Origin of the sequence: Burkholderia sp. LMU1-1-1.1 (genome assembly GCF_040675865.1) — a bacterium.
Classification (GTDB): domain Bacteria; phylum Pseudomonadota; class Gammaproteobacteria; order Burkholderiales; family Burkholderiaceae_D; genus Rugamonas.
The window spans coordinates 109805-125678 of the sequence record NZ_JBEGHG010000023.1 but is presented as its reverse complement, the minus strand read 5'-3'; the positions used below and the strand labels follow the sequence as shown (position 1 = coordinate 125678).

The 15874-nt window shown below is 66.9% G+C and carries 9 protein-coding genes; 7 read left to right on the top strand and 2 right to left on the bottom strand.

Annotated elements, in window-relative coordinates; genetic code table 11:
- Positions 1-29 precede the first annotated feature (29 nt).
- From MRBLMU1_RS18910 to sppA, 3 genes are all read left to right on the top strand, one after another.
- On the top strand, positions 30-812 hold the full coding sequence (locus MRBLMU1_RS18910; RefSeq protein ID WP_363504109.1) for a DeoR/GlpR family DNA-binding transcription regulator: 783 nt from the start codon (positions 30-32) through the stop codon (positions 810-812).
- A gap of 89 nt (positions 813-901) precedes the next feature.
- Complete coding sequence (locus MRBLMU1_RS18905; protein ID WP_363504107.1) at positions 902-2365, top strand: sodium:solute symporter; 1464 nt, start codon at positions 902-904, stop codon at positions 2363-2365.
- A 32-nt stretch (positions 2366-2397) separates the two neighbouring features.
- Positions 2398-4272, top strand: a complete 1875-nt coding sequence (gene sppA / locus MRBLMU1_RS18900) for a signal peptide peptidase SppA (RefSeq protein WP_363504105.1) — start codon at positions 2398-2400, stop codon at positions 4270-4272.
- Positions 4273-4313: 41 nt separating this feature from the next.
- Here the strand turns inward: sppA and MRBLMU1_RS18895 are convergent, their stop codons facing one another.
- Complete coding sequence (locus tag MRBLMU1_RS18895) at positions 4314-5579, bottom strand: ATP-binding protein (RefSeq protein ID WP_363504103.1); 1266 nt, start codon at positions 5577-5579, stop codon at positions 4314-4316.
- The gene (locus MRBLMU1_RS18890) at positions 5579-6307 is read right to left on the bottom strand and encodes a response regulator transcription factor (RefSeq protein ID WP_363504101.1); all 729 of its coding nucleotides are present in this window, start codon (positions 6305-6307) and stop codon (positions 5579-5581) included. Before MRBLMU1_RS18890 ends, MRBLMU1_RS18895 begins: the two co-directional genes overlap by 1 nt.
- Before the next feature lie 287 nt (positions 6308-6594).
- Between MRBLMU1_RS18890 and MRBLMU1_RS18885 the strand changes: the two genes are divergently transcribed.
- From MRBLMU1_RS18885 to MRBLMU1_RS18870, 4 genes are read left to right on the top strand one after another with little or no spacing between them, the layout of a single operon-like run.
- Positions 6595-7968: an MdtA/MuxA family multidrug efflux RND transporter periplasmic adaptor subunit gene (locus MRBLMU1_RS18885; RefSeq protein WP_363504099.1), complete on the top strand. Its 1374-nt coding sequence runs from the start codon at positions 6595-6597 to the stop codon at positions 7966-7968.
- Complete coding sequence (locus tag MRBLMU1_RS18880) at positions 7968-11087, top strand: efflux RND transporter permease subunit (RefSeq protein ID WP_363504097.1); 3120 nt, start codon at positions 7968-7970, stop codon at positions 11085-11087. The genes MRBLMU1_RS18885 and MRBLMU1_RS18880 overlap by 1 nt, the downstream gene beginning before the upstream one ends.
- On the top strand, positions 11084-14383 hold the full coding sequence (locus MRBLMU1_RS18875) for an efflux RND transporter permease subunit (RefSeq protein WP_363504095.1): 3300 nt from the start codon (positions 11084-11086) through the stop codon (positions 14381-14383). Before MRBLMU1_RS18880 ends, MRBLMU1_RS18875 begins: the two co-directional genes overlap by 4 nt.
- Complete coding sequence (locus MRBLMU1_RS18870) at positions 14380-15831, top strand: efflux transporter outer membrane subunit (RefSeq protein WP_363504093.1); 1452 nt, start codon at positions 14380-14382, stop codon at positions 15829-15831. The genes MRBLMU1_RS18875 and MRBLMU1_RS18870 overlap by 4 nt, the downstream gene beginning before the upstream one ends.
- The last annotated feature ends 43 nt before the right edge of the window (positions 15832-15874 follow it).

Here is a 15874-nt window from a genome sequence, read left to right as displayed (position 1 = left end):
GTGCACGTTTGTGCGTGTTATCATGGCGCATGAATGCTATCCTCCCCCTTGAACGCCGCGCCGCCATCGCCCGGCGGCTGGCCGACGGCCAAACGGTTTCCGCCGCCTTGCTGGCGGCCGAATTCGCCGTCTCCGAGGACGCCGTGCGGCGCGACCTGAGAGCCTTGGCGGCGGAAGGCTTATGCCAGCGCATCTACGGCGGCGCCATGCCGACCTCGGCGGCGGCGCAGCCGATCGCTGTCAGAAAACAAACCGCGCAGCGCCAGAAGGCGGCGCTGGCGCGCGCGGCCGCGGCCACGATCGAGCCCGGACAGCTGATTTTTCTCGATTGCGGCAGCACCAACCTGCTCATCGTCGAGTTTCTGAAAGAGGGGTTGGATTTGACGGTGGCCACCAATTCCATCGACATCGCCGCCGCCGTGCTCAAGCGGACCGATCTGCGTCTGATCCTGGTCGGCGGCGTGGTCGCCCCGGCGCTGGGCGGCAGCGTCGACGCCGGCGCCATCGCCACGGTGTCGGGCATGAATATCGACGGATTGTTTCTTGGCGCGTGCGCGATCGCCGCGTCCACCGGCGTCAGCGCCTTCGACCCGGCCGACGCGCAGTTCAAGCGGGCGCTGGTCGCGGCCAGCGCCCGCGTGACGGTGCTCGCGACCAACGAGAAGCTGGGCACCAGCGCGCCGTTCCGCGTGGCGCACATCAACGGCATCAGCGGCTTCATCCTCGAGCACGACGTGACCGACGCCGCGCTCCGGCCGTTGCTGGAAGCGGACGCCGTGGTGTCCAAGGCGGGGCCGTGGGAAGCGGTGTGATCCCGCAGCCGGCCTAAGGGGCCCGCACGCGGGCGGAGGCGGCGGTGTATATTGGCGGCGATTTCAATACTTGCCGTTGGATAACCCACATGTCTGCTGTCACGCTGTTTTGCCTGGTTTTCGCCTATTTCGCCTTGCTGCTGGTGGTCGCCTGGCGCACTTCCCGCAACGCCACCAACGACAGCTTCTTCATCGGTAACAAAAGCAGCAACTGGATGCTGGTGGCGTTCGGCATGGTCGGCACCACCCTGAGCGGCGTCACCTTCGTCAGCGTGCCGGGCGCCGTGGGCCGCGACGGCTTCGGCTATCTGCAGGTGATCCTCGGCTACGTGCTCGGCTACATCGCCGTCGCCTACATCCTGCTGCCGCTGTATTACCGCCTCAAGCTGACCTCCATCTACCACTACCTCGACGTCCGGCTCGGCCAGCGCTCCTACCAGAGCGGCGCCGCGTTCTTCATCCTGTCGCGCACCTTGAGCGCGTCGGCGCGGCTCTACCTGGTCGTCAACATCCTGCAGATCACCATCCTCGACAACATGGGCGTGCCGTTCTGGCTGACCACCTTGGTGATACTCGGCATGATCCTGCTGTACACCTACGAGGGCGGCGTCAAAACCATCGTTTGGACCGACACCCTGCAAACCACCGGCATGGTGCTGGGACTGGTGATCTGCGTCGCCTGGCTGTTGCACGACATGAACCTGAGCCTGCCCGAAAGCCTGGCCCGCATGCAGGCCCAGGGCCTGACGAACGTGGTCACGACCTCGGTCGACAGTCCCGCCTATTTCTGGAAGCAGGTGCTGGCCGGCTTCTTCATCGTGCTGGCGATGACCGGCATGGACCAGGAGATCATGCAGAAGAATATCTCCGTCAAGACCTTGCGCGACTCGCAAAAGAACATGCTGATGCTGACGGTGATCCTGTTCGCCGTGCTTGTGCTGTTCATGTTCCTCGGCGGCCTGCTGTACCTGTACGCGCCGACGGTGGGCCTGGCGGCCAGCGGCGACAAGATCTTCCCGGCGGTGGTGATGGGCCACATGCCGGCGGCGGTGCAGCTGATTTTCTTCATCGGCCTGGTCTCGGCGCTGTTCCCCAGCGCGGACGGCGCGATGACCGCGCTGACGTCGACCTTCTGCATCGACATCCTCGGCATCCAGCGCCGCGCCGATCTGGCCGAAGCGGCCAAGGTGCGGTTGCGTCATCGCGTCCATCTGGGCTTCTGCGCGCTGTTCTTGCTGCTGGTGTTGATGTTCAAATGGATAGACAATGCCAGCATGGTGGGGCTTGTGCTGAAGCTGACCGGCTATACCTATGGCCCGTTGCTCGGGCTATTCGCCTTCGGCATACTGACACGCCGCGCGGTGCGCGACCGCTGGGTGCCGCTGGTGGCGCTGGCCGGTCCCGCGCTCTGTTATGTCGTTGACGTCAATCAAAAATTACTATTTGGTAACTATCGTTTGGGCTTGGAATTGCTTATCATGAACGGTTTGCTGGTATTTGGAGGCTTGCTCCTTATTTCGGTACCGGGACAGCGCAGGCCGCATACAGTATGATCTTGTAAATTACGCAATCACTTGGAGTATCAATGGCCCGATCACCGTTTTCCTACATTCGTAGCGGCTTCGCTTTCTTCTGGCGGGCGCTCGATGCCGGCCGCCGCACGATCCTGAACCTGCTGTTCCTGGCGCTGTTGATCGCGCTGGCCTATGCCATCTTCGGCGGCGGCTTCAAACCGCTGGGACCGAAGACCACGCTGGTGCTGGACCTCAAGGGTCAACTGGTCGAACAGTCCAGCGTCAGCGCGCGCGAGGCGCTGGTCACCACCGCGCGCGGCGGCGAAACGCTGAAGATGATCCAGCTGCGCGACGTGCTGACGGTGCTCGACACGGCCGCCAAGGACCCGTCGATCGGCGCCGCCGTGCTGCTGACCGACGAAATGGAAGGCGGCGGCCAGGCCATGCTGCGCGAAGTGGCGGCGGGGCTGGACCGCTTCAAGGCGTCCGGCAAGCAGGTGGTGGCCTGGGGCTCCAGCTACGATCAGCGCCAGTATCTGCTGGCCGCCCACGCCAATGAGGTGTATATGCACCCGATGGGCATGGTGCTGATGGAGGGCTTCGGCCGCTATCGCAACTACTACCGCGACGCCCTCGATAAAGTCGGCGTGACGGTCAACCTGCTGCGCGTGGGCACCTACAAGAGCTTCGGCGAGCCGTATGTCGCCAACGGCCCGTCGCAGGCGGCCAGCGAGGCGGAATCGTATCTGAACAACGCGCTGTGGACGTCCTACACCAACGACGTCGAGAAGGCGCGCAAGCTGCCGCAGGGTCAGATCATGAAGACCATCAACGACCTGCCGGCCCAGGTGGTCGCGGTCAATGGCGACCTGGCCAAGCTGTCGCTGTCGGCCAAGCTGGTCGACGGCCTGAAAACCCGCGATGAAATCCGCCAGATGATGATCAAGCGCGGCGCGCTGGACCTGGAAGGCAAGAGCTTCCGCCAGGTCGGCTTCGACGAATACCTGGCGCGCGCGCCGCACAAGCTGACCGGCGACGCCGTCGGCGTGATCGTGGCGCAGGGCGAAATCAGCGACGGCACCGCCGGCCCGGGTTCCATCGGCGGCGATTCGACCTCCAAACTGATACGCGCCGCGCGCGAGGACAACGGCATCAAGGCCATCGTGCTGCGCGTCGATTCGCCCGGCGGCAGCGCCTTCGCCTCGGAGCTGATCCGCCGCGAGCTGGAACTGACGCGCGCCGCCGGCAAGCCGGTGGTGGTCTCGATGGGTAACGTGGCCGCTTCCGGCGGCTACTGGATGTCGATGGCGTCCGACGAGGTGATCGCCGATCCGAACACCATCACCGGCTCGATCGGCGTGTTCGCCATCCTGCCGACCGCCGACAAGGTGATCGACAAGCTGGGCATCCACACCGCCGGCCAGCCGACCACCTGGCTGGGCGACGCCGGCAATCCATTGCGTCCGCTCGATCCGCGCTTCGCGCAGGTCATCCAGGGCAGCATCAACCATATCTACGCCGAGTTCACGACCCGCGCGGCCAAGGCGCGCAAGACGACGCCGGAGAAAATCGACGCGGTGGCGCAGGGCCGTGTATGGACCGGGGCGCAGGCCAAGGAGCGCGGTCTGGTCGATACGCTGGGCAGCTACAACGACGCTTTGAAGTCGGCCGCCAAGCGCGCCAGCCTTGGCGGTGATTACCGCGTGGTGTATATCGAGCGCGAAACCAGCAAGTTCGATCGCGTGATCGATATGCTGGGCGGTTCGGCCGCGCAGGCGGTGGCCAAGGCGATCAGCCAGCAGGTGAATCTGGGCGTGACGGCCAGCACCGGTTTGCCGCCAAGCGCGGCGAACGGCATCGCCAAGGATTTGGGTTGGTTGTCGGAGCTGACGGCGTCGCGCAAGCCGTTCACCGCGATCACGCATTGCCTGTGCGAGTCGCCGTAATTTATTGACGCTGTCGGCGGCCCGTGTGGGCCGCCGACGTATTATGCTTTACCCGATGCCAGCGGCAAGGTGATCTCGAAACCGCTGCGCCCATCGGCCATTAACATGCAACGCGCCTCGCCGCCATGGCGACGCGCGATCTGCCGCACCAGCGCCAATCCCAGCCCCGCGCCACTGTTGTCCCGCGTATTGCGGCGGCGATAAAACGGCTCGAACACCCGCTCGAATTCCGCTTCCGGAACGCCCGGTCCGTTATCCCACACCGTCACCCTGGCCGTGCCCGCGTCATTGGCGATGCTCACGTTTGCCGGCGGCTTGCCGTGCCGGTGCGCGTTCTCCAGCAGATTGCGCAACAACCGCCGCAGCAGGCGCGGATCGCCCTGCATGACGGCCGATTCGCCATCGAGCACCGCTTCGTCGTAACGCGCGCATTCCTCCGCCGCCAGCGCCAGCAGGTCGATTTCCTCCAGCGTGGTGTCGTCGACCACGGCGCCCAGCCGGCTGGCCAGCAGGATCTCGTCCAGCAGCTCGTTGAGTTCGGCGATATCCTGTTCCAGACCGGCGCGGCGCTTGGCATCGACGCCGTCCTTGATCAACTCCAGCGCCAGGCGGATGCGCGCCAGCGGCGTGCGCAATTCGTGCGAGGCGTTGGCCAGCAGCGTCTTGTGCGCGCCGACCAGTTGCTCGATCTGGTCGGCGGCGCGGTTGAAGCTGAGCGCCAGCCGCGCCACCTCGTCCTTGCCCTCGACCTGCACGCGCGCCTTCAGGTCGCCCGCGCCCAGCAAGTCGACGCCGTGCTGCAGGCGTTCGAGCCGCTTGGTCAGCCCGCGCACCAGCGGAAAGGCGGCGATGCCCAGTCCCACCGCCAGCAGCATCAATGCGTTGTTCAGCATCGCCTTGGGCCGGGCGAAGCCCAGTGGCTCGCTCGATAGCAGCTTGCGGCCGTCGGGCAGCCGCACGAACGATTCGGGCGGCGGGCCGGTGATGCCGCGCTGGCGCCAGTGGCGCGACGGGATCTGGTCGCCGACCACCGCCAGCGTCTTCCAGTCGCGGGTGTAGAGCGTCATGTGCGCGTTCAGGCCCCGGGCCACGTTCTCCAGCGCCGCCTGTTGCTCCTCGCGCGGCGCGTCCGGCGGCGCCAGCACGTTCTGCATCACGCGCGACAGCGTGACGTTGGAGCGCTCCAGCGGCCCGCCGCCCCGGCTCCATACCTGCATCACGGCCAGCGAGAACAGCAACAGGATGACCAGTATCGCCGCGTAGAAGCGGATGTACAGGCGCGGCAGCCCGATGTTCAGGCGCTTCATCAATCCTGCACCTTGGCGAACAGGTAGCCGGCGCCGCGCACGGTGATGATGCGGCGCGGCTTTTTGGGGTCGTCCTCGACGGCGGCGCGGATGCGCGACATGTGGACGTCGATGGAGCGGTCGAACGCTTCGATCGGCTCGCCCTTGAGCAGTTCCATCAGACTATCGCGCGAGAGCACGCGGCCGGCGTGGCGCGCCAGCACCAGCAGCAGGTCGAACTGGTAGGCGGTCAGCTCGCAGGGCACTCCGTCGATCCTGGCGGAATGCGAATCGGGGTCGATCTCCAGCCGGCCGAAGCGCAGGAAGTCGCCGCGCGGCGGCGCGCCCCGGCGTGCGCTGTCCAGATGACCGAGATCGACGCGGCGGCGCAGAATGGCGCGCAGGCGTGCCAGCAGTTCGCGCGGTTCGAAAGGCTTGGGCAGGTAGTCGTCGGCGCCCATTTCAAGGCCGACGATGCGGTCGATGGCGTCGCCGCGCGCGGTCAGCATCAGCACCGGCACGTCCGAGACGGCGCGCGCCTGGCGGCAGACCTCCAGGCCGTCCATATCGGGCAGCATCAGGTCGAGCACCACGGCGTCGACCTCTCCGGCGCCGATGTGGCCGACGGCCGTGCGGCCGTTGGGCGCGTGGGTGACGCGGAAGCCGGATTGGCTCAGGTATTCGGTGAGCATCTCGGCCAGGCGGGGATCGTCCTCCACCAGCAGTATGCGGTCGTTTGTCGTGTTCATGCGGTTCATTCTACGGACAGGCGGGCGGCTTCACAAGGTTGTGCGGCCATCGCCATATCCCAGCCTCAAAGGTGGCAAGTGTGCCGTTTAAGCATGTCGCAGGAATGTCAAATCCGTAAAGAAATGTAAAGCGGGATTAACGCTCAGTGGGGAAACGCCCTGTTTTGTAGCGAGTTTGTAACCCGGGGTTGCAGGCCACTGACACGGCAGGGTGCATATGCTAGAGTCCACGCATCAACCGCCATGGTGTTTTTGCCATGGACACGCAAGCCTATAAAAGGATAACAATGGATTCGCAAGCCAAGCCGACACAGAACGTCAACCCACAAAAGCGCAGCCGCCGCGGCAAAGTCGTCGGCGGCGTGATCGCCGTCGCCGCGATGGCGGCGCTGGGTGGCCTGGCCTGGTATCTCACGCACCAGCCGGCGGCGCCGGCAACGGCCGGCGGCCCGCCCGGCGCCGGCGGTCCGGGAGGTCCTGGCGGTCCAGGAGGTCCAGGAGGTGGCGGCGGCCGGCGCGGCGCGCCAGCGACCACCGTTGGCGTTGCGACCGCGCAGAAGACCGATATTCCGGTGACGCTCGATGCGCTGGGCACCGTGACCGCCGCCGCCACCACCACCGTGCGTCCGCAGGTGTCGGGCATTTTGCAGAAGGTGCTGTTCAAGGAAGGCCAGATGGTCAAGGCCGGCCAGGTGCTGGCGCAGATCGATCCGCGCCAGTTTGAAATGGCGCTGCTGCAGGCCAGCGGCCAGCGCCAGCGCGACGAGGCGCAGCTGGAAAACGCCAAACTGACGCTCAAACGCTATCAAACGCTGCTGGGGCAGGACTCGATCGCCCGCCAGGACGTCGATACGCAGGCGGCGCTGGTCAAGCAGCTCGAAGGCACGGTCATGACCGACCGCGCCGCCGAGGGCACGGCCAAGCTCAATCTGGGCTACACCAAGGTGATCGCGCCGATCACGGGCCGGGTTGGCCTGCGCGTGGTCGATATCGGTAACCTGGTCGGATCGAGCGATGCCACCGGCATCGCCGTGATCACCCAGCTGTCGCCGATCGACGTGGAATTCTCGATCCCGCAGGACAGCGTGCCGGGCGTGATGCAGCGCGTGAACGATGGCGCCGCGCTGCCGGCGCTGGCGCTGGACCGCACCCGCACCAATACCCTCGACAGCGGCAAGTTCGCGGCGATGGACAACCAGGTCGATACGCAGACCGGCACCGTCAAGGCCAAGGCGCGCTTCGACAACGCCAAGTTCTCGCTGTTCCCGAGCCAGTTCGTCAACGTGCGCCTGGAGCTGCGCACCATCAAGGATGCGATCATGGTGCCGGTGAACGCCGTGCGCCATGGCACCAAGGGCGATTTCGTCTGGGTGCTCAAGGATGACAAGAGCGTCACCATGCGCAGCATCACGCGCGGCGAGGCCACCGTCGACAAGGTGCAGATCGCCAGCGGCCTGCAAGCGGGCGAGCAGGTGATCACCGAGGGCGCCGACCGCCTCAAGGAAGGCGCCAAGGTGACCTTGCCGGGCGCCGGCGGCGGCGGCCGCCCACATAATGGCGCCGCCGGCGCGGCCCCCGGCACGCCGGCCGCGGCGGCCGAAGGCGCGTCGGCTCCGGCCCACGAGCGCCGCCACCGCAAAGAACAGGGCGCGGCACAATAATGAGTCCATCCGCTCCATTTATCCAGCGGCCGGTGGCGACCTCGCTGCTGATGCTGGCGATCGTGCTGGCCGGCCTGGTCGGCTTCAAATTCCTGCCGTTGTCGGCGCTGCCGCAGGTCGATTTCCCGACCATCCAGGTGCAAACGCTGTACCCCGGCGGCAGCCCGGAGGTGATGGGACAAACCGTGACGGCGCCGCTGGAACGCCAGTTCGGCCAGATGGCCGGCCTGCAGCGCATGAGCTCCACCAGCGCGGCCGGCGTCTCCATCATCACGCTGCAGTTCGGCCTGGGCCAGACCCTGGAGGTGGCCGAGCAGGAAGTGCAGGCCGCGATCAACGCCGGCTCCTCGCTGCTGCCGACGGACCTGCCGGCGCCGCCGATCTACGCCAAGGTCAATCCGGCCGACGCGCCGGTGCTGACCTTGGCGATCACCTCGGACACGATGCCTCTGACCGAGGTGCAGAACATCGTCAACACGCGCCTGGCGCTGAAGATCAGCCAGGTCTCCGGCGTGGGCCTGGTCACGCTCAGCGGCGGCCAGCGCCCGGCGGTGCGGATCCAGGCCGACACCAACGCCCTGGCGTCCTACGGGCTTGGACTGGACACGCTGCGCACCGCGATCACCGCCGCCAACGCCAACGGCGCCAAGGGCAGTTTCGACGGCCCGACCCGCGCCTACACCATCAATGCCAACGACCAGCTGGTGGCCGCCAGGGATTACCAGAACCTGATCCTGGCCTACAAGAACGGCGCCCCGGTGCGCCTGTCCGACGTGGCGCAGGTGGTCGACAGCGCGGAGAACGTGCAACTGGGCGCATGGTCGGGCAACAAGCAGGCCATCATCCTCAACGTGCAGCGCCAGCCGGGGGCCAACGTGATCGCCACGGTCGACGCCATCAAGGCCCGCCTGCCGGAACTGGAGGCGGGCCTGCCCGGCGCCATGAAGCTGGAGGTGCTGAGCGACCGCACCACCGGCATCCGCGCCTCGGTCAAGCACGTCGGCATGGAGCTGGTGCTGGCGGTGCTGCTGGTGGTGCTGGTGATCTTCGCCTTCCTGCACAGCGTGCGCGCCACCGTGATCGCCAGCCTGTCGGTGCCGATTTCGCTGATCGGCACCTGCGGCATCATGTATCTGCTCGGGTATAGCCTGAACAACCTGTCGCTGATGGCGCTGACCATCGCCACCGGCTTCGTGGTCGACGACGCGATCGTCATGATCGAGAACATCGCCCGCTACATCGAGGAGGGCGAGACGCCGATGGCCGCCTCGCTCAAGGGCGCCAAGCAGATCGGCTTCACCATCATCTCGCTGACGGTGTCGCTGATCGCTGTGCTGATACCGCTGCTGTTCATGGGCGACGTGGTGGGCCGCCTGTTCCGCGAGTTCGCGATGGCGCTGGCGATCACGATCCTGATCTCCGCCGTGGTCTCGCTGACCCTGGTGCCGATGATGTCGGCGCGCTGGCTCAAGAGCCACGCCGAGGAGACGCCAAGCCGCTTCGCCGTGCGCTTCCAGCAGTTCTTCGACTGGGTGATCGGCCACTACGACCGCGGGCTGACCTGGGTGCTTAAACACAGCGGCCTGACCCTGCTGGTGGCGCTGGCCACGTTGCTGTTGACGGTGCTGCTGTATGTGGTGATCCCGAAAGGGCTGTTCCCGACGCAGGATACGGGCCAACTGCAGGCGCGCCTGGAGACCGGCAAGGCCGTCTCCTACGCCAGGATGGCGGAGCTGCAGCAGCAGGCCGCGCGCCTGGTGCTGGAGGACCCGGACGTGGCCACGCTCAGTTCCGTGGTCGGCGTCGACGCCGCCAACAACACCATGCTCCATACCGGCAGCATGCTGATCAACCTGAAGCGCGAGCGCACCGGCAGCCAGCAGGAGACCATGGAACGCCTGCGCAACCGCGTGGCGACGATCGCAGGCCTGACGTTGTATCTGCAGCCGACGCAGGACCTGACCATCGACGCCGAAACCGGGCCGACCCAGTTCCGCGTGTCGATCGAGGGCGCGGACAACGCTTCCGTCAACGAGTGGGCCACCAAACTCGCGGAACAGATGCGCACCAAGAAGGAGCTGCGCAACGTCGTCTCCGATGTCGGCGCCAGCGCCAACGCCGCCTACATCACCGTCGACCGCGATACCGCCTCGCGCCTGTCGGTCACCGCCGCCTCGATCGACGACGCGCTGTACAGCGCCTTCGGCCAGCGCATCGTCTCGACCATCTTCACCGAGACCAACCAGTACCGCGTGATCCTGGAGGCGAAAAGCGACGACATCACCAGTCCGCAAGACCTGGGCAACCTGCAATTGCGCACCGGTTCCGGCAAGTCGACGCCGCTATCGGCGCTGGCCACCATCAGCGAGCGCCCGGCGCCGCTGCAGGTGACGCACGTGGCGCAGTATCCGGCCACCACGCTGGGCTTCGATACCGCCCCCGACGTTTCCCTCGGCACGGCGGTCGACAGCATCAAGCAGGCCGCCGCCGAGATCAAGTTCCCGCCGTCGGTGACGCTGACCTTCCTCGGCGCGTCCGGCGCCTACCAGGCCTCGCTGTCCAACCAGCTTTGGCTGATCCTGGCGGCGGTGGTCTGCGTCTACATCGTGCTGGGCGTGCTGTATGAAAGCTATGTGCACCCGCTGACGATCCTGTCGACGTTGCCATCGGCCGGCGTCGGCGCCTTGCTGGCGCTGATGATCAGCGGCCAGGACCTGGGCGTGATCGGCATCATCGGCATCATTCTGCTGATCGGCATCGTCAAGAAGAACGCGATCATGATGATCGACTTCGCCATCGACGCCGAACGCGAAGGCGGCAAGCCGCCGCGCGAGGCGATCCACCAGGCCGCGCTGCTGCGCTTCCGTCCCATCCTGATGACGACCCTGGCGGCGCTGTTCGCCGCCGTGCCGCTGATGCTGGGCTGGGGCGAGGGCGCCGAACTGCGCCGCCCGCTGGGCCTGGCGATCTTCGGTGGCCTGATCGTCAGCCAGCTTTTGACCTTGTTCACGACGCCGGTCATCTACCTGGGCTTCGATAGCCTGGCACGGCGCTTCGGCGGCGGCAAGCCGAATGCGGCGACATCGAAATCCGCGCCGTCCGAAGGTGGTGCGCTGTGAACCTGTCGTCGCCATTCGTCAAGCGGCCGATCGCCACCGTCCTGCTGACGGTCGGCATCGCGCTGGCCGGCATCGGCGCGTTCTTCGTGCTGCCGGTGGCGCCGCTGCCGCAGGTCGATTTCCCCATCATCACGGTCAACGCCAACCTGCCGGGCGCCAGCCCGGCGACCATGGCCAGCAGCGTCTCGACGCCGCTCGAGCGCCATCTGGGCGTGATCGCGGGCGTCAACGAAATGACGTCCAGTTCCAGCACCAGCTCCGCCAATATCACGCTGCAGTTCGATTTGAACCGCAACGTCGATGCGGTGGCGCGCGAGGTGCAGGCTGCGATCAACGCCAGCCGCGTCGACCTGCCGGCCACTTTGCGCAGCAATCCGACCTACCGCAAGGCCAACACCTCCGGCTCGCCGGTGATGATCCTGGCGCTGACGTCCAAGACGCGCACGCCGGGCCAGATCTACGACGCCGTTTCCAACACCGTGCTGCAGCGCCTGTCCCAGGTGACCGGCGTGGGCGACGTGGAGCTGGGTGGCGGTTCGCTGCCGGCGGTGCGCGTCGAACTCAATCCGTATGCGCTGAACCGCTACGGCCTGTCGATGGAGGACGTGCGCGCGGCGATACAGGCCACCAACGCCAACCGTCCCCGCGGCGCGCTGCAGGGGCAGGGCCGCCGCCTGCAGATCTACACCGAGTCGGCCAACGCCAGCGGCGGGCGCAACGCCAGGGACTACCAGGACCTGGTGGTCGGATGGCGCAACGAGACGGCGATCCGCCTCAAGGACGTGGCGGATGTGGTCGACGGCGTCGAGGACGTGAACAATCTGGGCCTGTTCAACGGCCAGCCGGCGATCGTCGTGTTGATCCGGCCGCAGGCGGGCGCCAATGTGATCGAGACGGTCGACAGCGTGCGCGCGCAACTGCCCGCGCTGCAGGCGCAGATGCCACCCGACGTCAATATCGCCATCGCCAGCGACAGCACCAATTCGATCCGCTCGTCGCTGCACGAGATCGAGGTCACGCTGATCATCTCGATCCTGCTGGTGGTGCTGGTGGTGAGCGTCTTCCTGCGCAACCTGCGCGCGACCATCGTGCCGGCGGTGGCGACGGTGGTGTCGCTGCTGGGCACCTTCGGCGTGATGTACCTGCTCGGCTTCAGTCTGAACAACCTGTCGCTGATGGCGCTGACCGTGGCCACCGGCTTCGTCGTCGACGACGCCATCGTGGTGCTGGAAAACACCCAGCGCCACATCGAGGCCGGCATGGACCGCCTGTCGGCGGCGCTGCTGGGCGCGCGCGAGGTGGGCTTCACGGTGCTGTCGATCAGCCTTTCGCTGATCGCCGTGTTCATTCCGCTGCTGTTCATGGGCGGCCAGTTCGGCGCGCTGTTCAAGGAGTTCGCCATCACCTTGTCGGCGGCGGTGATGATTTCGCTGGTGATCTCGCTGACCACCACGCCGATGATGTGCGCCTGGCTGCTCAAGCCGGACCAGCACGGCAAGCCGCCCGGCCGCGTGGCGCGCTTCTTCGAGAAAGGCTTCGACAAGATCCTCAAGGGCTATGAGCATAGCCTGGACTGGGCGCTGTCGAGCGCCTGGCTGGTGATGCTCAGCCTCGTGTTCGTCATCGGCCTGAACGTCTATCTGTTCGCGGCCATTCCCAAGGGTGGCTTTCCGCAGCAGGACACGGGCCAGGTCAGCGGCGGCATCCGCGCCGACCAGAGCATCTCGTTCCAGGCCATGCAGGGCAAACTGCGCCAGCTGGTCAACATCATCAAGGACGATCCCGATGTCGCCACCGTGGTCGGCTTCACCGGCGGACGGCGCGCCGGCGGCGGCTTCATGTTCATCAACCTGAAACCGGCCAGCGAGCGCACCGTGGCGGGCAACGCCGTGATCGCGCGCCTGCGGCCCAAGCTGGCCAAGGTGACCGGCGTTAGCCTGTTCCTCAGTCCCGTGCAGGATTTGCGCTCGGGCGGGCGCTCGGCCAACGCCAACAACCAGTACACGCTCAAGAGCGACAACGAGGCCGATCTGAAGAAATGGGCCACGCGTCTGGCGGATGCGATGAAGGCCAAGAAGTCGATGGTCGATGTCGATAGCGACCAGGCGGAGAACGGCGTCGAGACCTACGTCACCATCGACAAGGACAGCGCGTCGCGCCTCGGCGTGTCGGCCAAGGATATCGACAACGCCTTGTACAACAGCTTCGGCCAGCGCCAGGTGGCGACCATCTACGGCGAGGTGAACCAGTATCACGTCATCATGGAGGTGGCGCGCGACTACAGCAGAAGCCCCGAATCGCTGAAGGACGTATACGTGCCGTCGAAGGGATTGCCGGCGCCCACCGCCAGCAATCCGAGCGGGGCGCCGACGGTCACCACGGCGGCCGCCACGACGGCGACCACCACCACCGGCGGCGCAAGCAGCACCGCCAGCACGGCCACCGCCGCCAACGTCGCCGCGCCGGCGGTCAGGGACGCGTCGTCCGGCTCGGCGCTGAGCACCACGGCCACCACCATGGTGCCGCTGTCGACGATGGCCAGGTTCGCCGAAAGCTCGGCGGCGACGTCGATCAACCACCAGGACGGCGAACTGGCGACGACCATCGCCTTCAACCTGGCCGACGGCGCCAGCCTGTCCGACGCCGCCGCGGAGATCGCGGCGGCGGAGGCGGAGATCGGCATGCCGAACAATGTGCGCGGCAGCTTCGCCGGGGCCGCCAAGACGGCGCAGGACAGCAACAAGTCGCTGCCGCTGCTGATCCTGGCGGCGATCGTGGTGATCTACATCGTGCTCGGCATCCTGTATGAAAGCCTGGTCCATCCGGTGACGGTGCTGACCACCTTGCCGTCGGCGGGCGTGGGCGCCGTGCTGGCGCTGCTGATCTTCAAGATGGAGTTCTCGACGATCGCCTTGATCGGCATCTTCCTGCTGATCGGCATCGTCAAGAAGAACGCCATCCTGATCATCGACTTCGCGCTGGAGGCGGAGCGCTCGCGCGGCCTGTCGCCGCTCGAAGCAGTGCGCGAAGCCTGCCTGCTGCGCTTCCGTCCCATCCTGATGACGACACTGGCCGCCGCCCTGGGCGCGCTGCCGCTGGCGATCGGTTTCGGCGAGGGCTCGGAGCTGCGCCGGCCGCTCGGCGTGGCCATCATCGGCGGCCTGATCGCCAGCCAGTTGCTGACGCTCTTGACCACGCCGGTGGTCTACATCCTGATGGACAAGCTGCGCCGGCGCGGCCCGTCCGAACAACAACTAAGCAAAATCCACAGCGATCCGTCGCCGAGCACACCATGAGCACACACGCACCAACCATCCCCAGCCGAACGCCGCGTCATAGGGCGATCGCGCTTGCCGTCCTCGCGGCCCTGGCCAGCGCCGGCTGCGCCGTCGGCCCGGCCTACAAGCTGCCGGAGACGCCGTCGCCGGCGGCCTTCAAGGAAACCGCCACCGACGCCGAGAAGGCCGCCGCCGGATGGACCGTCGCCGCGCCGGCCGACATGCTCGAACGCGGACCGTGGTGGCAGTTGTTCGGCGATCCGTTGCTGAACCAGCTGGCCGACAGCATCGAGGTCTCGAACCAGAACGTCGCCATCGCCGCCGCCAACTACGCGCAGGCGAGGGCGCTGGTCGGCGAGCAGCGCGCCGCGCTGTTCCCGGCGGTCGATTTGAACGGCAGCGCCACCCGCTCCGGTGGCGGCGGCAACACGCAGAACTCCAGCCAATACCGCGCCAACATCGGCGGGAGCTGGGAGCCGGACATCTGGGGCAGGCTGCGCGCCGGCACCAACAGCGCCCGGGCCAGCCTGCAGGCCAGCGCCGCCGACCTGGCCGCCGCCCGCTTGTCGGCGCAGGGCGAGCTGGCCACCAACTACTTCCTGCTGCGCCAGGCCGACGCCGAAAAAGCGCTGCTCGACGCCACCACCGAGGGCTACGAGCGCGTGCTGCAGATCACGCAGAACCGCTTCGACGCCGGCGTCACCACCAAGTCGGACCTGCTGCAGGCGCAAACCCAACTGGCGAACGCCCGCATCGACCAGGTCGCCCTGGTGCAGCAGCGCGCCACGCTCGAACACGCGATCGCGGTCCTGCTGGGCAAGGCCGCCAGCGACTTCGCGCTGGCGCCGGCGCCATGGAACGTGACGGTGCCGGACGTGCCGGCCGGCGTGCCTTCGACCTTGCTGCAGCGCCGTCCGGACATCGCCTCGGCCGAACGCTCGGTGGCCGCCGCCAACGAGCAAATCGGCATCGCGCGCGCCGCCTATTTCCCGAGCCTGAACCTGACCGGTTCCTACGGCTTCGGCTCGAATGCGGCCTCCGGCCTGTTCAACGCCTCCAACAGCCTGTGGTCGCTGGGGTTGTCGGCGGCGCAGACGCTGTTCGATGCCGGCGCCACCAGGGCCCGCGTGGCCGGCGCCGAAGCGTCGCGCGACGCCGCCATCGCCCGCTACCGCCAGACCGTGCTGACCGCGTTCGCCGACGTCGAAAACCAGCTGTCGGCCACCAGGGCGCTGGCGCGGCAGCAGGACCTGCGCCGGATCGCCTCGGAGGCGGCCGACCAGGTCGAGGCGCAAATGCTGAACCGCTACCGCGCCGGCCAGGTTAGCTACACCGACGTGGTGACCGCCCAGACCACGGCGCTCAACGCGCGCCGCGCGCTGGTGCAATCGCAGGCCGACCGCCAGACCACGGCGGTCGCATTGATCCAGTCGCTCGGCGGCGGCTGGCATGCCGCAAGCGACTAGGATGTGGAAAGGGCTCGGGCCCGGGGCGGGGGAGCTTGGTTTT